Here is a 17,348-nt window from a genome sequence, read left to right as displayed (position 1 = left end):
AAAAATAATAAAAAAATGTTATACATTTTTTACTGGGTTGCTTCGTCAATTATTTCGTAATTTTCCTCGCAATGACGTAGGCTTTTTAAGCTATCTATATCTGCTTTAGCTCCGGCTATTTTTTCAATAATATTAACTGCGAGCTTTATGATTGCTTCGCTTTTATTAGTTCTAAATTGCTTAGCAGCTAAATTTATATCTTCAATATTGTGATTTATAGAGTTTTTTAAATCCTGCTCTAGATTCTTTTTTTTAATTAAAAATTCTGCTTCTAAAGAGTCTATTTTTTCTTTTTTTAGCCTATCTATTTCGGTATTTGTTTTGTCTATTTCCTCGTTATAATATTTATTTAGCTTTTCTACTTCTTGGGCTAGCGTATCGGCCCTCGTAATATTATCTTGAATATTTGTCTGTCTATTATTAAAAATTTCTTCGGCTTTTGGGGTGATAAATTTATAAACAAAGATATACAATAAGCCGAAAGTAACGATAAGCCAAAAAATTTGTGAATAATAGGTAGCAATATCAAATTGAGGCATCTTATTTAAAAATGAATTTTAAGAAAAAATAAGTAACATAGCAATTACAAAGGAAAAAAGCCCCATTGCTTCAGCAAGACCTGCACCGATCAGAGCCATTCTTTGTAAGTTTTCTGCAGCTGAAGGGTTTCGTGCTATTGAACTAAGTAGAGAGCTAAATATATTACTAACGCCTAGAGCCGCACCGTACATGCCGATAGCCATAAGCCCTATACCAATAAATTTTAAAGAAACCATATCCATAAAAAACCTAACTTTTAATTAATCAAAAAATAAATATATACTTGCTGAATTTAAAAAATTGGCTTCGTTATTTTTTGCTTTTAATCCTCACGTACTAGTATGTACGCTGCGGTTAAAAGCTTCAAAACACCTCGCTCTTTTTCAAATTGAGCTTCGTATACCAACTCTTCATTTACTCAAGGTACATAAATTATTGCTAACCGAATAGCGAATTATGTAATAATCCGCTATTCGCATCAGTGTAAATTGATGGCGTCATTAAGATACATACAAGATAAAATAGTAAAAATATAAGCTTGAAGTATTGCAACAAAAATTTCAAACCCAATTAGTATCACCATAAGAGGGATTGGCAGAAACTTCAAGTAAATCATTAACGAGACGGTAAAACCGGCTATTACTTTTAATAAAACATGTCCCGCCATCATATTGGCGGCGAGTCGCAATGATAAACTAACCGGCCTTGCTAAATATGTAAACAGTTCAATTACTATCATCAACGGTGCTAACCATAAAGGAGTACCGTGTGGTAAAAAAAGAGTTAAAAAACGTAACCCGTGTTTTACGAAACCGACTATAGTGACCGTTAAAAATACTAGAATTGCTAAGGTAAAAGTAACGATAATATGACTAGTAGCAGTAAAGCTATAAGGTGTCATACCAAGTAAATTACAGAATAAAATAAAAATAAACAGACTAAAAACTAACGGAATAAATTTGCGTCCTTTTACTCCTATATTCTGATTTAACATATCAGCTACAAGATTATAAACTATTTCAGCACTTACTTGTAATCTAGAAGGTACTAATTTCCGGTTATAAAAAGCTAAGTAAAAATAAGTTAAGGCTAAGATGCTAGCAAGTAACATATAGATACTCGAATTAGTAAAGCTGACGTCAAAGCCGAACATTTTGATGTCTATCAATTTTTTGATATCAAATTGTGCTAAAGGGCTATGAGTCATTTCCTTATTTTCTGCATTATAATGTTAAAGCCGGCAATCATTCCTATTATTGTAAATATAATAAGAAATAAAGGCTTAGAATTAAAAAACTTATCCGTAAATATTCCAATTACGACACCTACCATTGTACCTGAAACTAAATCTACAGCGATAGTGAACGGGCTAATTTCTTGCTGAATCTTAGAATTAGAAATCTTAGAAGTTTTTAAATCTTTAATTCTTGCTTTGATATTTTTTAGTTTTTCCGTATTCATTAGTTTATCTCAGTCATTGCGAGAAGACGTGGATCAATTTCATCTCTGTCACCCCGTGGCTTGACCACGGGATCCAGTTAAAAATACTATTTATTGTTTTTATGGACCCCGTGATCAAGCTACGGGGTGACACAGTAGGTTTTACCGGTCTACGCAACAATACCTGCTCGCAATGACAATCTACTGCCAAAATTACAAACTCATCTCATTTTTTGCTTTTTCTCTCTGCTCCTCTAAAGCTTTATCGACTGCCGTAGAAATACTATCTATACTATAATTTCCGGTTTGTACTCCGTTAACGAAGAAAGAAGGAGTACCTATAAATTTTGGTGCTTTTGCTACAAAATTAGTATTAGCAATTAGCGTTTCAGTAATTTTATCACTATTTAAACATTGCTTATATTCTTCCGGAGGAACACCGCCAAGCTGACCTATATCAGTTAATAATTCTCTGTATTTATTGCTATATGCCCATTTATCTTGTTGTTGTAATATGATATTATGAAACTGCACAAAACTATTTATATCACCTTTGCAGCGTGCTAAAATTGCAGCGTCTAAATCTTGTTTTGTAGCAATAAATTCACGAACCACATATGCAATTTTATTAGTATCGATATATTTTTTCTTAAGTTCCGGAAAAATTGTTTGATGATAATAAGCACAATGCGGACAGGTAGGAGAAAAGTACTCGACTACTATAACATTTGATTTTTTGTTACCGAGAACCATATCATTATCATCAACTTTAAAAGTAACTTTAACAGGTTTTATTTCAGGATTTTTTTGTTCTTGTGAATCCGGCGTTGATATTTCATCAGCCTGATTATTATCGTTATCAGGAACTATTGATTCAGCCGTGTTTTCAGAATTTACTGCTTCTTGATTTATTTCGTGAGAAGCGTTGTTGTTTTGCAGAGTTTTTTCCTGCACTATTATTTGTTTCTCTTCTTGATTCTTATTTTGTGTTTTTTCTTCTGAACAACTACTCAAAAATAATAAAAATATCGGCACGATAAAAATACTTCGCATAACTTTCCCTTAACTATTAACTTTCTCTACAATAAAAGCATATCAATTTTATTTCAATAAAAATATCTACTTTATAATAGAAGCAAAATGTGCTATGCTATAGAAAATAATAGTCTAACATTAAGTTCTTAGGCACTAAAACCACTACGGAGGAATTAATAATGGCAAATACAACACAATCCGAAAATAAAACCGAACAAAAATCCGAGTTTAAAATAGGGCAGAGAATTGTCTATCCTGCACATGGAGTTGGTGAAATAACAAATATTGAATATCATACTATTGCAGGTACTGAAATTAAAGTATATGTAATTTCCTTTTCGCAAGATAAAATGACATTAAAAGTGCCTGTTAGTAGAGCTGCGGTTGTTGGTCTTAGAGCGGTTGCAAGCAGAAAAGATTTAGATGTCATATATTCAACTCTTCAAGGTAAACCAAAACAAGGAAATAGAATGTGGAGTAGAAGGGCCCAAGAATATGAAGGTAAAATTAACTCAGGTAATATTGTAGCCATAGCCGAAGTATTACGGGACTTACATAAAAATGTTGATAATGATCGTTCTTACAGTGAAAGAACACTCTACGAATCAGCTTTAAATAGACTCGCAGGTGAGCTTGCTATCCTTGAAAACATCCACCCAACTGAAGCAATTAATAAGTTAGTTGAAGTATTACGTGAAAAATTAGTGTAGAAGTCAAGATTTAATCTTACAGACATTATAAAAATTATATCTGAATGTCTGACAAGTTATGACTGTCAGATGATGATGTAGAAGTCAAGATTTAATCTTACAGACATTATAAAAATTATATCTGAATGTCTGATAAGTTATGACTGTCAGATGAGTATTCAAGATATAAGATTTCGTTATTCTTTTCAACAGCTAACTTTTTACTATCCATAAAAGTCTGCATAGGTGTTTTTCCATAGCAATATTTACCGGAATGCGGTCTTTCATTATTATAATATTCTAGCCAAATATCAAGATCTAGTTGTAGATCATCAAGATCAGTATAGATCTTTTTACGCATAGCAGTATCAAAGAATTCTTGTTTCATAGTTTTATTAAAACGTTCACACATACCATTTGTTTGAGGAGAATATGCTTTAGTAGTAGTATGCTCAATACCCTCAATGCTTAAGAACAATTCAAAAGCATGATGTTCTATATTACCTTTATACTCACCACCTCTATCAGTTAAAATACGAAGTACTGGTATTTGCTGACTCTCATACCATGGTAACACTCTATCATTAAGCATGTCAGCAGCGGTAAGTGCTGTTTTATCAGTATATAGTTTAGCCTCTGCAACCCGAGTGTAACTATCAATAAACACTTGAGAATATACCTTGCCTATGCCTTTAAAATTACCTACATAATATGTGTCTTGGCATCCTAGATAACCTGGATGCTGTGTATCAATCTCACCATGAGCTTCTTTCTCGCTACGCCGTTTCTCTAATACTTGTAACTGAGCTTCGGTAAGAACAATACCATCCTGAGCCATTTTGGCTTCTAATGCTTTAAGTCTTTTATTGATATTATTTAAATCATTACGTAGCCAAATAGATCTAACTCCTCCAGGTGATACAAGAATACCAGTCTTTTTAAGCTCATTTGATACTCGCAGCTGACCATAAGCGGGGTATTCTATTGCCATATCTAATACTGCTCTCTCTACGGCAGGATCAACTCTATTCGCTATAATTGGCTTCTTCCGACTAATCTCATATAATGCTTCTTCTCCTCCTGTTTCATATAACTCTTTAAACCTATAATAACTGTCTCTACTGTAACCCATAGCTTTATATGCTGACGATATACTACCAAGACTCCTAGCTAATTCTAGTAATCCTATTTTTGGCTTTATTATTTTTTGATTTAGATTCATCTCTAATCCTCCATTTAATATTATCTTAATTTTACTAAATGTAAGATTAAATCTCAACTATTACAACTTAATCAATTGTGCTTTACTTGCAAAATTTTCTATTCCCTCTAAATCGGCAGCGGTAACCCATAGCTGCATGTTTAAACCGGTAAAAAATTCGATTAAATACCCTCGTCTTTTGTCGTCTAGATGCACAAAGACCTCATCTAAAAGTAAAATCGGTGCTATTTTAGTTAGTTTTATAGCATAATTCATTTCGGCAAGGATTATCGCAATTAATATAGCTTTCTGCTCACCTGTAGAACAAAATTTTGCTAAGATATTTTTCCTTTTATGTTTGACTAGAAAATCGCTTTTATGGACTCCAAAGCTAGTGCGACCGAGTAGTTTATCTTTGCCTCTTGCTTTGTAAAGTTCTGCAGTAATAAAACCCACAATATCTTCTGCACCGTCTAATATTTTTTGTTCAACAATGCCGTCAATCGATAAATCGGCTTTTGGAAACTCATTTTCAAGTTCATCTATTGCTTGCTGCATAAATTCTAAGGTTTTTAAGCGATTATTAGCAATATGACTAGACATATCAGCCATTTTTTCTTCTATGATTTTCAGCCAATTATCATCTCTTATATCTTCTGCTAGAATTTTATTTCTCTCATACATGTAATATTCATATTTACTCACTAATTCTGCATGCTTTGAATCAAAATTATAAACTATTCTATCAAGAAATTTTCTTCTATCACTACTACCGCTTGTAAAGATACCTTCCATTTGCGGAGTCAGCCATACCATGCTGGTAAATTTACTTAACTCATTATTGGCTATTTTACTTTCGTTATACTCGGTTATTCTTCTATTAGAGCTACGTTTAAATTGTGTGGTAAATTCTGCAAGCCCTAATTTGCTTTGCAATAGAGCTTTAACTAGACACTGATCTTCTGAAGCTTTGCATATATCGGCAAGTTTAGCTGACCGAAGTCCTCTACCTGGATAAAACAACGATATAGCTTCTAAAATATTAGTTTTACCGCTACCGTTTTCACCTATTAAAATTATTGGGGTATTATCTGTTTTTAATTCAAGATTTTTAAAATTACGATAATTTTCAAGGCTTAAGGAATGTAGGAAGATATTTTTCATTTTATGAAAGAGAATAATAGTTAATGATGCGTTGTATTTATACTTCGAGTAAATGAAGAGTTGGTATACGAAGGTCAATTTCAAAAAGAGCAAGGAATTCACAAGGCGAGGAACGGAAGCCGTTACTTAATACGTGAGTACCGCAGATCTTGTAGAACGACGTAGCCAATTTTTGAAATTCACCGAGTATATATACCGTCTAGAAATTGCCATAGTAGTTTTGCGCCTTTTATCGCTCCTTGATATACTAATTTTTGTTCTTTTGAGCTTAAATTATTAAACAAATTTGCACATTCTTGTGTATGCCATTGATCAACTGTACTATGAACAATGAAAAATTGTAAAGTTCTGTAATCTGAAATTCCATAAAATTTTTGTAATCCTTGAATTTTAGAGTCAGATACTTCAGGAGTTTGACGCTCATAAGCATAAAGTGCTCCAAGACCTATAGAAAAAGATTTCTCTGTTAAGTTAAAATAACCTTGAACAAGTTTTTGAGTTGAGTTTAATTTAGGTTCTGAAGTGAGCCGGCTGTAGAAGTCAAGATTTAATCTTACAGACATTATAAAAATTATATCTGAATGTCTGATAAGTTATGACTGTCAGATGAGTATTCAAGATATAAGATTTCGTTATTCTTTTCAACAGCTAACTTTTTACTATCCATAAAAGTCTGCATAGGTGTTTTTCCATAGCAATATTTACCGGAATGCGGTCTTTCATTATTATAATATTCTAGCCAAATATCAAGATCTAGTTGTAGATCATCAAGATCAGTATAGATCTTTTTACGCATAGCAGTATCAAAGAATTCTTGTTTCATAGTTTTATTAAAACGTTCACACATACCATTTGTTTGAGGAGAATATGCTTTAGTAGTAGTATGCTCAATACCCTCAATGCTTAAGAACAATTCAAAAGCATGATGTTCTATATTACCTTTATACTCACCACCTCTATCAGTTAAAATACGAAGTACTGGTATTTGCTGACTCTCATACCATGGTAACACTCTATCATTAAGCATGTCAGCAGCGGTAAGTGCTGTTTTATCAGTATATAGTTTAGCCTCTGCAACCCGAGTGTAACTATCAATAAACACTTGAGAATATACCTTGCCTATGCCTTTAAAATTACCTACATAATATGTGTCTTGGCATCCTAGATAACCTGGATGCTGTGTATCAATCTCACCATGAGCTTCTTTCTCGCTACGCCGTTTCTCTAATACTTGTAACTGAGCTTCGGTAAGAACAATACCATCCTGAGCCATTTTGGCTTCTAATGCTTTAAGTCTTTTATTGATATTATTTAAATCATTACGTAGCCAAATAGATCTAACTCCTCCAGGTGATACAAGAATACCAGTCTTTTTAAGCTCATTTGATACTCGCAGCTGACCATAAGCAGGGTATTCTATTGCCATATCTAATACTGCTCTCTCTACGGCAGGATCAACTCTATTCGCTATAATTGGCTTCTTCCGACTAATCTCATATAATGCTTCTTCTCCTCCTGTTTCATATAACTCTTTAAACCTATAATAACTGTCTCTACTGTAACCCATAGCTTTATATGCTGACGATATACTACCAAGACTCCTAGCTAATTCTAGTAATCCTATTTTTGGCTTTATTATTTTTTGATTTAGATTCATCTCTAATCCTCCATTTAATATTATCTTAATTTTACTAAATGTAAGATTAAATCTCAACTATTACAATTTAAACATCCAAGCCCTCAGCAAAACGTTTCCATAGTTCTGGGTGATTTTCTTCACCCTGCTCTTCTTCTATAAGATTACCAAGTAATATTTGCCTAGCTTTTATATCACTACATTTGGAATGTATTGCACTTATATAACGTGGGAAAGCTGTAACGTGACGATAATATTCTTTTGCGTAAATTTGTAAAGTAGAATGAGTAAGTTTCCCCATATTCCATAATTGATAAAATGGATGATTTAAAAGGTTATATTGTTCAAGATCTATATTAAGCTGTTCTAAAAATTTCATCTTACCTCTTTATTTAATGAATTTGTAAACTTGATAATCATTTGTCTTGTCTATTATTACCGAATGCCATCCTGCTAGAAAATCAATAGGAAAAAAACATCTCCATCATAATTTTTATTTATTTTTGTAAGTAAAAATTCATCAATAAGATTTTGCTCTAGGAAAAGAGTCGCTATTTCTGCCCCTCCTACCATAAAAATTTTCTTATAAGTAAAAGGTTTTATTACTCGCCAAAAATCATCTAAAGATTTAATAAAAAATATATTATTATAAGATTGTAATGGTGTATTTCTTGAAAAAACAATACAAATACAATTTTTTAAAATCTTTACAGGTATAGAGTCAAAGGTTTTTCGTCCCATGACTATAATATTATTTTTTATCGTCTGATAAAAATATTCAAACTCCTTAGTATAAGACCAGGGCATCTGACCTTTATTACCTATCACCCCTTGTGGGTCACATGCCATTAGACCGATGATTTTTCTATTTTTCATGAGATAAATGTTTAGGCGCTGTTAACAAAGTTATTTTAAAGCTAATTAAATTCTTTTTTACTGCAAATTATAAGATTTTTTTGAAACAGGACTAGCTATTCCAGCAAAAATCTTATTAATTTTTGCTAAAAAATCCCTTTAATTATCAATTAAAATAACTTTGTTAACAGCGCCTAGTCATATGGTCTGTTACAAAAAATCTTTGATGCTCTATAACATTATGCACTCGTAAATAATCAGCTCCATGCTCTGTTAAATATTTTGATATTGCTATTGTTTCCAAATCTCTTTCCGATGCTTTGGAATTATAAAAAGCAGAAATATAAGATTTTCATGAGTGTCCTACCAATATCTCACATCCTGGATTTTTAAATTTTTTAATATGTTGTAATATATAAATTTTGGTAAATGGATTTTCCAAAACCAATTCCAGGATCAAGAATGATATTTTTTCTATCAAATCCACATTTTTCTAATCTTGTTATTTCTTGCTCTGTCCATATATTTAAACTAGCAAGCGGAGAGTTATCGAAATCAAGACATTTTTGTTTTTGCGGTGGAACGGTTAATGAGTGCATAGTAATAATTTTACAATTATAATCGGCAATTAATCGTAATGTATAATTATCTAGATTATTTTTAACCAAGTTTATACAGGAAATAGGGTATTTTTTTTAAAACAATTTTAATTACTTCAGGAGTAAAGCCATCAATACTGACTATAATTTCTTTTTCTTTTATAACTTCCCTAAGCTCTTCAAGAACATTCTCAAGCCTTGCATATCCTTCATCTTCATTAATAATTAAAGCGGGAGGACGTGTTGATTGTGATCCAAGCTCAATTATTGTAGCCCCTTCATTTATCAAGCGTACAAAATTTCTAACGGTATCTTCTTTATGAAAATTTAATCCCCCATCAGAAAAAGAATCAGGAGTAGGTCGTGCCTCCGTATTGCAGTTTAGAGTAAATAGTCTATAATCCTCAAACAGTAATAAGAGAGAATTATAGTTAAGGAGTTATGGCAAAAATAGATGTTAAGTGTAGATATTGTAACAACACAGAAGAAGTAATAAAGTCAGGATATTCAATTTCAAAACAACAGAGATATCAATGCAAGCGGTGTAATCGATATTTTCAATTGGAGTATATTAATAATGCATCTAAGCCTGGAGTTAAGGAGCAAATAGTAGAAATGTCAATCAACGGCTCTGGAGTTAGAGATACAGTAAGAGTATTAAAAGTGGGTATCAATACAGTTATCCGTGTTTTAAAAAAATCTAGTATTAAAAAACAATAAATCATTCTATCAGTACAACAGAAGTAATTATTGCTCCTGAGATAGATGAACAATGGTCTTATGTACAGAATAAATCCAGACAACGATGGCTTTGGTATGCCTTGGATAAGATTTCGTTAAAAGTAGTTGCTTATACGTTTGGTACAAGATGTGATAGCACATTAGAATCATTACTGAAAAAACTAGAGAATTTCAAGGTGACTTTTTACTATACAGATGGATGGGGGAGTTATGCTAGGTTATTAGACCCTAAAAAGCATATTATCTGTAATAGTTGAGATTTAATCTTACATTTAGTAAAATTAAGATAATATTAAATGGAGGATTAGAGATGAATCTAAATCAAAAAATAATAAAGCCAAAAATAGGATTACTAGAATTAGCTAGGAGTCTTGGTAGTATATCGTCAGCATATAAAGCTATGGGTTACAGTAGAGACAGTTATTATAGGTTTAAAGAGTTATATGAAACAGGAGGAGAAGAAGCATTATATGAGATTAGTCGGAAGAAGCCAATTATAGCGAATAGAGTTGATCCTGCCGTAGAGAGAGCAGTATTAGATATGGCAATAGAATACCCCGCTTATGGTCAGCTGCGAGTATCAAATGAGCTTAAAAAGACTGGTATTCTTGTATCACCTGGAGGAGTTAGATCTATTTGGCTACGTAATGATTTAAATAATATCAATAAAAGACTTAAAGCATTAGAAGCCAAAATGGCTCAGGATGGTATTGTTCTTACCGAAGCTCAGTTACAAGTATTAGAGAAACGGCGTAGCGAGAAAGAAGCTCATGGTGAGATTGATACACAGCATCCAGGTTATCTAGGATGCCAAGACACATATTATGTAGGTAATTTTAAAGGCATAGGCAAGGTATATTCTCAAGTGTTTATTGATAGTTACACTCGGGTTGCAGAGGCTAAACTATATACTGATAAAACAGCACTTACCGCTGCTGACATGCTTAATGATAGAGTGTTACCATGGTATGAGAGTCAGCAAATACCAGTACTTCGTATTTTAACTGATAGAGGTGGTGAGTATAAAGGTAATATAGAACATCATGCTTTTGAATTGTTCTTAAGCATTGAGGGTATTGAGCATACTACTACTAAAGCATATTCTCCTCAAACAAATGGTATGTGTGAACGTTTTAATAAAACTATGAAACAAGAATTCTTTGATACTGCTATGCGTAAAAAGATCTATACTGATCTTGATGATCTACAACTAGATCTTGATATTTGGCTAGAATATTATAATAATGAAAGACCGCATTCCGGTAAATATTGCTATGGAAAAACACCTATGCAGACTTTTATGGATAGTAAAAAGTTAGCTGTTGAAAAGAATAACGAAATCTTATATCTTGAATACTCATCTGACAGTCATAACTTATCAGACATTCAGATATAATTTTTATAATGTCTGTAAGATTAAATCTTGACTTCTACAAAAAAATACACTCAACGGATAGAACGAAGTAACTTGAACCTTAGAACGAGATGCAAGAGGCTTGCATGTAAGACAATCTGCTTTTCCAAGTCATTGGATATTCATGATAAGGTTATTGGTACTCTTATTGAGCGTATAGCTTTTTAATAGGCGTAACTGCAATATGGAGGCATGACCGAAAAATTTAATATCTCTTAATACAATTTTTATAGACAAGTAGAAATGTAGTGCTAGTATAAAAATAGCTATATTTAACGATGAATTAGATTATGACAAATAATCAATTTTCCGAAGATACCAAAAAAATCGCTGATCAAATAAAAGATGCATTAATGGGTATTAGTGACGATCTTGTACTTGAGAGTAAAGAGGTGGAGGAAATTTTTGAAGAATTAAGCCAAAATGAAGAGTTTGAGTATGAGATAGAGCGAATACTTGCTATCTTAAACGAACAAACTATGGATTTAACTCAACTGCAAAGCCGAATTATCTTATTAATCCGTAGGTATTTAGGTAAAACTAAAAACTTAAAGCTTAAAATGGATGAGAAGCTCATTAACAAGAACGTTGCCGAAGTCAGTAATTATTTAATGCATCAACGTTCTAAAATCGTTAGAGATGCTAATAAAAACCTTGCAAACCCAAAAGATAAATTACAAAGTATGACCAAACAAGCTAGAATGGACTTAAAGCGTTTAATAAAGAGCTTTGCCGTTTATCAAGTTTATATGTTTATGAATCCAAAAAGAATAGCAGGAGAAACAAAGCTAATGAACTTCGCCTATAATATGATCAGAGTGGGAATGAAACTCGCTAAAAAATACGAAGGCGGCAAGGAAAAAGACATTAAATCATATTCACCCAGACTTATTAAAAAACTTGAAAAAGCTCATGCCGGCTTTAAAAAAAGTGGCGGTATATCAATTTAACTATTGTGTAGAAGTCAAGATTTAATCTTACAGACATTATAAAAATTATATCTGAATGTCTGATAAGTTATGACTGTCAGATGAGTATTCAAGATATAAGATTTCGTTATTCTTTTCAACAGCTAACTTTTTACTATCCATAAAAGTCTGCATAGGTGTTTTTCCATAGCAATATTTACCGGAATGCGGTCTTTCATTATTATAATATTCTAGCCAAATATCAAGATCTAGTTGTAGATCATCAAGATCAGTATAGATCTTTTTACGCATAGCAGTATCAAAGAATTCTTGTTTCATAGTTTTATTAAAACGTTCACACATACCATTTGTTTGAGGAGAATATGCTTTAGTAGTAGTATGCTCAATACCCTCAATGCTTAAGAACAATTCAAAAGCATGATGTTCTATATTACCTTTATACTCACCACCTCTATCAGTTAAAATACGAAGTACTGGTATTTGCTGACTCTCATACCATGGTAACACTCTATCATTAAGCATGTCAGCAGCGGTAAGTGCTGTTTTATCAGTATATAGTTTAGCCTCTGCAACCCGAGTGTAACTATCAATAAACACTTGAGAATATACCTTGCCTATGCCTTTAAAATTACCTACATAATATGTGTCTTGGCATCCTAGATAACCTGGATGCTGTGTATCAATCTCACCATGAGCTTCTTTCTCGCTACGCCGTTTCTCTAATACTTGTAACTGAGCTTCGGTAAGAACAATACCATCCTGAGCCATTTTGGCTTCTAATGCTTTAAGTCTTTTATTGATATTATTTAAATCATTACGTAGCCAAATAGATCTAACTCCTCCAGGTGATACAAGAATACCAGTCTTTTTAAGCTCATTTGATACTCGCAGCTGACCATAAGCAGGGTATTCTATTGCCATATCTAATACTGCTCTCTCTACGGCAGGATCAACTCTATTCGCTATAATTGGCTTCTTCCGACTAATCTCATATAATGCTTCTTCTCCTCCTGTTTCATATAACTCTTTAAACCTATAATAACTGTCTCTACTGTAACCCATAGCTTTATATGCTGACGATATACTACCAAGACTCCTAGCTAATTCTAGTAATCCTATTTTTGGCTTTATTATTTTTTGATTTAGATTCATCTCTAATCCTCCATTTAATATTATCTTAATTTTACTAAATGTAAGATTAAATCTCAACTATTACAAATTATAGGAGGAATAGAATCTAATATTGTTTGTGAATCTAATATTATTACGGGACGTATTTTTCCAACTTCATTTATTTTAGCAGGATCAAGCCTAGCCAAATAAATACCGCCCCGTGTTAATATTTCTTTTTGCTCCACCATTTCCCCTTTTCTTTTAGTAATTCTGAATTTAAGTTTTCAGTGATTTCTGTCATTTCTTCTAGATATTTTTTAGATTTTTTCATTGCATTAAAGCTTTTTATAATATCGTTTTGTTCAAATTGAAACTGTAGATTATCGAGTTCATGTACAATGGCTTGACGAATAAAGGCTGTTCTAGATAATCCTAGCTTTTTAGCAATTTCATTACTAGCTTTAGCTATATTATCGGGTAGAGTAATAGATAAGCTTGTCATATCATTTTTTATATATAATTTTATATTAAATTTAATACTAAATTCTTAAAAAAGCAATATATACTAGGTCAACTTCAAAAATTGGCTATGTCATCCTACAAGAGCTGCGGTACTCACGTATTAAGTAACTGCTGCCGCTCCTCGCTTTGTGAATTCCTTGCTCTTTTTGAAGTTGACCTTCGTATACTACTTTTCATTTCACATCAGTATACTTACAATTCTCTAACTGGTTTTAATACTAGCTTCTTATTCCTGAAGATATTGGTTTTAGAAAAGAAGCCGTTTTTTGGTTTTTTAAAATCACGTTTATAATTTTCACCGGTGACAACATTATAGCTAGTAATTAAAGAAGGTATAACCTCGTTATAATATATTTTATAAAGGTCGTGCATAGTTTCTTTGGTAGTTAAATACCCCCATTTTACGGCTTGTTGCGGTACTCTAGCGAGTGCCTCAATACAGGCTACAGCTTCTTCAATTTCAGGGTTTTTATTTTTATACACTTCAGCGTTTGGCGATAAATTAGCTTGCATATCTTTAAACATAGCCTCAATCATTAATGCCATATATTTATCGGTTTTAAATTTTTTTACAAATATTAGGTTATTTCTACTGCTATAATTTAAAAGCCGAAATTTATATATTAAAATCATGAATTTTATAGCATAAACTTTTAAGCCACTAACCTTGTTTGCATTATAAAATTTAAGTTTCGTTTCATAATCTAATTGCTTTTTCATACCCGCTTTAAGGAGTTTACTAAGCAAATTATGACAATGTATTATATCATTTTTTCTAGCAATTCGTACTTTATCGGTAGCTTTAGTACCGGAAAGATTAGCCGAATGGCGAGTTATTTGTCTGCCTTTATCATCTCTTTTTATATCGGCAAAATGCCCAAGCTCTTGGGCTGCGATAATCTGAAGCCTAGCAACGGCAGGCCAGCCATTACCGTACATAGGATAATCTTTATTGTTTTCAGCAAAAGGATTGCCGCCGCATGAAACAAAAATAGCTACATCCTTGCCGTTAGTGCTTTGCATACCGCTATTACCGCCTACTCGTTGCCAGCTAACCATATCCATCATATCGCCGATATTATGCGAATAGGTAAGAAATACTTCCGTCTTATTAAGAAGAAGCCACCTTATTACAATCGGATGAGCCGACTGAACAAAAAGACGTGCCAGCATTTCAGTTACTTCTTTCTTAACCGGTTGTAGCTTTTGTATTTGTTTTTTTAAGTTATCAAAGATTGATTTTATTTTCTGATCTGAAGCAGAGTTTCTATATAAATTTTGAAAAAGCTTGGTAGTTTCAGGGATTAAATGCGGGCTTGTTAGTTCTTCTTTACTAACCATTAAGCTTATATTAAGAGCAGGCTCGGTAAATCTTGCAAAATTGCAGCAATCATCGGTATCTATCCGTAATTTACCAGACTTAATTAATTGCATAGCCAAATGCTCATACTCTATTTCCATGTCCTGCTTATAAATAGCAGGAACATTGTCAAGAATGTAGTATATGCTGGTCATTTTTTAAATAAATTTATTGTTTAACATCACCTACTATCGTTATAGCACCATTTTCATCTATATCTAAAAATAATACCTCTATTGCGTCAAATTCAAACACAGGTCCCTGTTCAAATTACGGTTTAGGTTCAAGTTTTACCATAACTTTAACAAAATTTAAATTAGGAAATACTTTTTGAAAGCAATCTACAAAAAATTTATCCGATGACCCTAACTTTATTGCATCTAATGCTTTTTTGCTATCAGTTTCATTTTTAATACAGATGTTAATTGCCTCTTCTCTAAAAAATAAATGAGGATAATCCTTGAAAACTTGTTTTATCAGCTCCTTATATTTATCATTATCACCAAAATATTTGAGGCACGCCTCATTACCGTGTCTAAATATTTTATATGCCAAGAATAAGAAGAAGCAGCCTTGCTCTTCTGTCGTAAGTTTATCTTCAGAATATTCTTTATTAAAAAAAGCTTCAATTCCTCTTCTGATGCCCGATAAAGAAATCATCGGAAAATATGATTTTGAGAAATCAAATAAAAAGTAAGGTATATTTATACTTGTTAACTGTCCAGTTTTTGCTTTCTCGGTTATTATTTCAGATTCAGGTAATTGCTTTTCTATTTGCCATAAATCATATTCTACGTTACCGGGAGTAGTTTTCTTTATATCATCCCATGATTTGTGAAACTTCTTTTCTACAGTAGTTAAAATTCGTGTTAAAAACGGTTCTTTACTCTTTAATATATCCTCTGCATTCTTATGCATATAACTAATCAAAGAAATAGCATCTTGGAGTGCTACTTTTTCCATAGGTTTACTATTCATTTCTTTGGTATTATTGGTATCATAACGAAAAAATTTATTTTGCATCGGCAGTTTATCCGTAAAGAAATTGCTGAACTCCGTCTCATTATTTTTTGTGATTTCTGCGCTCCTTAAATTAGCAAAAAATAAAGCTAATCTCTGTAGTTCTTGACCTATAGGTACGGTCATATCCTTTTGCTTATTAAACATTTTACAAAATTTAGTAAGTACATCTACTAACTTTACTTCTTCCTTAGAGTTAAACATATTATCACCTGCATCATGAAGGACTGCTATTATAGCATTGAAAATAGGATGTAAAAACCCAGCTGATCCTACATCAGCAGTATAACAAAATATTTTTGCCCAATACATAGGTCCAACTCGTTCCAAATGCCCAGCATCAGGAACTACTAAGCCACTGCTTACGGCACTAGCAGCAATAAATACATTGTGTAAAGCCGTATTAAAATATTTATAATATTCTTCTAATCTAGGATTAATGTCTTTCAATCCGTTAATTTGGTTGTTTATAGTTATAGTAAGCGGGATATTTGCGTCTACTAACATTTTTTTATGTCTGCAATAGTTAGCTTTATTTCTGTAACATCTTGACGAAGTTCAAGCATAGAGCTTTTTAATTCATTATGTTCTTGTCTCGTTACATAATCGCTATTATTAACCAAAATTAATTGACTTTTAGATAAATCATTTTCTCTCGGTAGCAGCGGTGAATTAGTAGTTTTATTAGGTTCTTGGGGTATTTGACTAAGAATTTCTTGAAATTCTTTCTGGTTCTTTTGGGAAGGTGTATATTGTCCGAGTACAATCTTAACTTCCTTGAATTTACCTACTTTACAAAGAATTTTGTCTAATAAAAAATAAGTATTTTTAGGGACAGATTTGTATTGAGCTGTTTTACGAAATGAAATTTCTGCCTTAAAGTAAAGCTGTTGCTTTTCTGTTATATCATTATTAGTTTTTGCTTGGGAAGTATAGATTATACCATTTCCATAGTGATAGTATTGTATATATCCGACTAATCTTTTAATTTCTGCTAATTTATTAAATGCTCCTTCATAATTACAACTTTTACATAGTGTCTTAATATCTTTCAATATTTGTTTTATCATATCCTATCTATTATTAGTTA

Annotated in this window: 21 protein-coding genes and 4 pseudogenes; 6 read left to right on the top strand and 19 right to left on the bottom strand. The window is 32.2% G+C overall.

Features of this window, described 5'->3' with window-relative positions; genetic code table 11:
* Nucleotides 1-29 precede the first annotated feature (29 nt).
* The 5 genes from AC0ODJ_RS01130 to AC0ODJ_RS01110 form a co-directional block, all read right to left on the bottom strand.
* Entirely contained in the window at nt 30-539 is a 510-nt protein-coding gene (locus AC0ODJ_RS01130; protein ID WP_218460206.1) for a F0F1 ATP synthase subunit B family protein, read from the bottom strand.
* A gap of 18 nt (nt 540-557) precedes the next feature.
* Nucleotides 558-782: a F0F1 ATP synthase subunit C gene (locus AC0ODJ_RS01125; protein ID WP_010420727.1), complete on the bottom strand. Its 225-nt coding sequence runs from the start codon at nt 780-782 to the stop codon at nt 558-560.
* A gap of 236 nt (nt 783-1,018) precedes the next feature.
* Entirely contained in the window at nt 1,019-1,747 is a 729-nt protein-coding gene (locus AC0ODJ_RS01120; protein WP_011270386.1) for a F0F1 ATP synthase subunit A, read from the bottom strand.
* Nucleotides 1,744-2,001 carry an AtpZ/AtpI family protein gene (locus AC0ODJ_RS01115; protein ID WP_218460207.1) on the bottom strand — a complete coding sequence of 86 codons (258 nt, stop codon included), beginning with the start codon at nt 1,999-2,001 and terminating at the stop codon, nt 1,744-1,746. The genes AC0ODJ_RS01120 and AC0ODJ_RS01115 overlap by 4 nt, the downstream gene beginning before the upstream one ends.
* 192 nt (nt 2,002-2,193) lie before the next feature.
* The gene (locus AC0ODJ_RS01110) at nt 2,194-3,033 is read right to left on the bottom strand and encodes a DsbA family protein (RefSeq protein ID WP_218460208.1); all 840 of its coding nucleotides are present in this window, start codon (nt 3,031-3,033) and stop codon (nt 2,194-2,196) included.
* A 161-nt stretch (nt 3,034-3,194) separates the two neighbouring features.
* Between AC0ODJ_RS01110 and AC0ODJ_RS01105 the strand changes: the two genes are divergently transcribed.
* Nucleotides 3,195-3,725, top strand: coding sequence for a CarD family transcriptional regulator (locus tag AC0ODJ_RS01105; RefSeq protein WP_474464644.1), 531 nt, complete (start codon nt 3,195-3,197; stop codon nt 3,723-3,725).
* A 115-nt stretch (nt 3,726-3,840) separates the two neighbouring features.
* Here AC0ODJ_RS01105 and AC0ODJ_RS01100 read toward each other — a convergent pair whose 3' ends face one another.
* From AC0ODJ_RS01100 to AC0ODJ_RS01065, 8 genes and pseudogenes are all read right to left on the bottom strand, one after another.
* The gene (locus AC0ODJ_RS01100; RefSeq protein ID WP_121834048.1) at nt 3,841-4,926 is read right to left on the bottom strand and encodes an IS481 family transposase; all 1,086 of its coding nucleotides are present in this window, start codon (nt 4,924-4,926) and stop codon (nt 3,841-3,843) included.
* Between the two features lie 60 nt (nt 4,927-4,986).
* Nucleotides 4,987-6,069: a DNA replication/repair protein RecF gene (recF, locus tag AC0ODJ_RS01095; protein WP_474464643.1), complete on the bottom strand. Its 1,083-nt coding sequence runs from the start codon at nt 6,067-6,069 to the stop codon at nt 4,987-4,989.
* Between the two features lie 179 nt (nt 6,070-6,248).
* Nucleotides 6,249-6,559: pseudogene (locus AC0ODJ_RS01090) on the bottom strand (iron-containing redox enzyme family protein).
* A gap of 81 nt (nt 6,560-6,640) precedes the next feature.
* Entirely contained in the window at nt 6,641-7,726 is a 1,086-nt protein-coding gene (locus AC0ODJ_RS01085) for an IS481 family transposase (protein WP_121834048.1), read from the bottom strand.
* A gap of 70 nt (nt 7,727-7,796) precedes the next feature.
* A pseudogene (locus tag AC0ODJ_RS01080) lies at nt 7,797-8,084 on the bottom strand (thiaminase II/PqqC family protein); the annotation flags it as partial.
* Nucleotides 8,085-8,093: 9 nt separating this feature from the next.
* Nucleotides 8,094-8,581 (bottom strand): annotated as a pseudogene (locus AC0ODJ_RS01075) (dihydrofolate reductase).
* 377 nt (nt 8,582-8,958) lie between these two features.
* Complete coding sequence (locus tag AC0ODJ_RS01070) at nt 8,959-9,228, bottom strand: dihydropteroate synthase (protein WP_218459811.1); 270 nt, start codon at nt 9,226-9,228, stop codon at nt 8,959-8,961.
* Nucleotides 9,221-9,571 carry a dihydropteroate synthase gene (locus tag AC0ODJ_RS01065; protein ID WP_474465625.1) on the bottom strand — a complete coding sequence of 117 codons (351 nt, stop codon included), beginning with the start codon at nt 9,569-9,571 and terminating at the stop codon, nt 9,221-9,223. Before AC0ODJ_RS01065 ends, AC0ODJ_RS01070 begins: the two co-directional genes overlap by 8 nt.
* A gap of 29 nt (nt 9,572-9,600) precedes the next feature.
* Here AC0ODJ_RS01065 and AC0ODJ_RS01060 point away from each other — a divergent pair, with 29 nt between their 5' ends.
* The 5 genes and pseudogenes from AC0ODJ_RS01060 (at nt 9,601) to AC0ODJ_RS01040 (ending at nt 12,264) form a co-directional block, all read left to right on the top strand.
* The gene (locus tag AC0ODJ_RS01060; RefSeq protein ID WP_474464641.1) at nt 9,601-9,879 is read left to right on the top strand and encodes an IS1-like element transposase; all 279 of its coding nucleotides are present in this window, start codon (nt 9,601-9,603) and stop codon (nt 9,877-9,879) included.
* Complete coding sequence (locus tag AC0ODJ_RS01055) at nt 9,876-10,157, top strand: IS1 family transposase (protein ID WP_474465623.1); 282 nt, start codon at nt 9,876-9,878, stop codon at nt 10,155-10,157. Before AC0ODJ_RS01060 ends, AC0ODJ_RS01055 begins: the two co-directional genes overlap by 4 nt.
* A 53-nt stretch (nt 10,158-10,210) precedes the next feature.
* Nucleotides 10,211-11,296 carry an IS481 family transposase gene (locus tag AC0ODJ_RS01050; protein ID WP_121834048.1) on the top strand — a complete coding sequence of 362 codons (1,086 nt, stop codon included), beginning with the start codon at nt 10,211-10,213 and terminating at the stop codon, nt 11,294-11,296.
* 39 nt (nt 11,297-11,335) lie between these two features.
* Nucleotides 11,336-11,482 (top strand): annotated as a pseudogene (locus tag AC0ODJ_RS01045) (IS1 family transposase); the annotation flags it as partial.
* 122 nt (nt 11,483-11,604) lie between these two features.
* Nucleotides 11,605-12,264, top strand: a complete 660-nt coding sequence (locus AC0ODJ_RS01040) for a DUF5394 family protein (protein ID WP_218460662.1) — start codon at nt 11,605-11,607, stop codon at nt 12,262-12,264.
* A gap of 45 nt (nt 12,265-12,309) precedes the next feature.
* On the opposite strand, the gene AC0ODJ_RS01035 is transcribed toward AC0ODJ_RS01040, so the two are convergent.
* From AC0ODJ_RS01035 to AC0ODJ_RS01010, 6 genes are all read right to left on the bottom strand, one after another.
* The gene (locus AC0ODJ_RS01035; RefSeq protein WP_121834048.1) at nt 12,310-13,395 is read right to left on the bottom strand and encodes an IS481 family transposase; all 1,086 of its coding nucleotides are present in this window, start codon (nt 13,393-13,395) and stop codon (nt 12,310-12,312) included.
* A gap of 53 nt (nt 13,396-13,448) precedes the next feature.
* Nucleotides 13,449-13,604: a hypothetical protein gene (locus AC0ODJ_RS01030; protein ID WP_474464638.1), complete on the bottom strand. Its 156-nt coding sequence runs from the start codon at nt 13,602-13,604 to the stop codon at nt 13,449-13,451.
* A complete protein-coding gene (locus AC0ODJ_RS01025; protein WP_218460256.1) occupies nt 13,580-13,858 on the bottom strand; it encodes a ribbon-helix-helix protein, CopG family in 279 nt (92 codons plus the stop codon). Before AC0ODJ_RS01025 ends, AC0ODJ_RS01030 begins: the two co-directional genes overlap by 25 nt.
* Before the next feature lie 212 nt (nt 13,859-14,070).
* Nucleotides 14,071-15,393 (bottom strand): DUF2748 family protein, encoded by a 1,323-nt coding sequence (locus tag AC0ODJ_RS01020; protein ID WP_218460255.1) that lies wholly within the window; start codon nt 15,391-15,393, stop codon nt 14,071-14,073.
* Nucleotides 15,394-15,508: 115 nt separating this feature from the next.
* Nucleotides 15,509-16,765: a hypothetical protein gene (locus AC0ODJ_RS01015; protein ID WP_474464637.1), complete on the bottom strand. Its 1,257-nt coding sequence runs from the start codon at nt 16,763-16,765 to the stop codon at nt 15,509-15,511.
* Nucleotides 16,759-17,328 carry a hypothetical protein gene (locus tag AC0ODJ_RS01010; protein WP_218460254.1) on the bottom strand — a complete coding sequence of 190 codons (570 nt, stop codon included), beginning with the start codon at nt 17,326-17,328 and terminating at the stop codon, nt 16,759-16,761. The genes AC0ODJ_RS01015 and AC0ODJ_RS01010 overlap by 7 nt, the downstream gene beginning before the upstream one ends.
* Nucleotides 17,329-17,348: the final 20 nt, after the last annotated feature.

The sequence above is a fragment of the Rickettsia senegalensis genome, assembly GCF_056135685.1.
Note: the sequence above shows the minus strand (reverse complement) of the source record. Positions and strands in the feature narration are given on the sequence as shown.

Excerpts from the sequence above, each read along its gene's own strand:
- AC0ODJ_RS01130 (WP_218460206.1), bottom strand. The coding sequence starts at position 539 with ATGCCTCAATTTGATATTGCTACCTATTATTCACAAATTTTTTGGCTT.
- AC0ODJ_RS01125 (WP_010420727.1), bottom strand. The coding sequence starts at position 782 with ATGGATATGGTTTCTTTAAAATTTATTGGTATAGGGCTTATGGCTATC.
- AC0ODJ_RS01120 (WP_011270386.1), bottom strand. The coding sequence starts at position 1,747 with ATGACTCATAGCCCTTTAGCACAATTTGATATCAAAAAATTGATAGAC.
- AC0ODJ_RS01115 (WP_218460207.1), bottom strand. The coding sequence starts at position 2,001 with ATGAATACGGAAAAACTAAAAAATATCAAAGCAAGAATTAAAGATTTA.
- AC0ODJ_RS01110 (WP_218460208.1), bottom strand. The coding sequence starts at position 3,033 with ATGCGAAGTATTTTTATCGTGCCGATATTTTTATTATTTTTGAGTAGT.
- AC0ODJ_RS01105 (WP_474464644.1), top strand. The coding sequence starts at position 3,195 with ATGGCAAATACAACACAATCCGAAAATAAAACCGAACAAAAATCCGAG.
- AC0ODJ_RS01100 (WP_121834048.1), bottom strand. The coding sequence starts at position 4,926 with ATGAATCTAAATCAAAAAATAATAAAGCCAAAAATAGGATTACTAGAA.
- recF (WP_474464643.1), bottom strand. The coding sequence starts at position 6,069 with ATGAAAAATATCTTCCTACATTCCTTAAGCCTTGAAAATTATCGTAAT.
- AC0ODJ_RS01085 (WP_121834048.1), bottom strand. The coding sequence starts at position 7,726 with ATGAATCTAAATCAAAAAATAATAAAGCCAAAAATAGGATTACTAGAA.
- AC0ODJ_RS01060 (WP_474464641.1), top strand. The coding sequence starts at position 9,601 with ATGGCAAAAATAGATGTTAAGTGTAGATATTGTAACAACACAGAAGAA.
- AC0ODJ_RS01050 (WP_121834048.1), top strand. The coding sequence starts at position 10,211 with ATGAATCTAAATCAAAAAATAATAAAGCCAAAAATAGGATTACTAGAA.
- AC0ODJ_RS01040 (WP_218460662.1), top strand. The coding sequence starts at position 11,605 with ATGACAAATAATCAATTTTCCGAAGATACCAAAAAAATCGCTGATCAA.
- AC0ODJ_RS01035 (WP_121834048.1), bottom strand. The coding sequence starts at position 13,395 with ATGAATCTAAATCAAAAAATAATAAAGCCAAAAATAGGATTACTAGAA.
- AC0ODJ_RS01030 (WP_474464638.1), bottom strand. The coding sequence starts at position 13,604 with ATGGTGGAGCAAAAAGAAATATTAACACGGGGCGGTATTTATTTGGCT.
- AC0ODJ_RS01025 (WP_218460256.1), bottom strand. The coding sequence starts at position 13,858 with ATGACAAGCTTATCTATTACTCTACCCGATAATATAGCTAAAGCTAGT.
- AC0ODJ_RS01020 (WP_218460255.1), bottom strand. The coding sequence starts at position 15,393 with ATGACCAGCATATACTACATTCTTGACAATGTTCCTGCTATTTATAAG.
- AC0ODJ_RS01015 (WP_474464637.1), bottom strand. The coding sequence starts at position 16,765 with ATGTTAGTAGACGCAAATATCCCGCTTACTATAACTATAAACAACCAA.
- AC0ODJ_RS01010 (WP_218460254.1), bottom strand. The coding sequence starts at position 17,328 with ATGATAAAACAAATATTGAAAGATATTAAGACACTATGTAAAAGTTGT.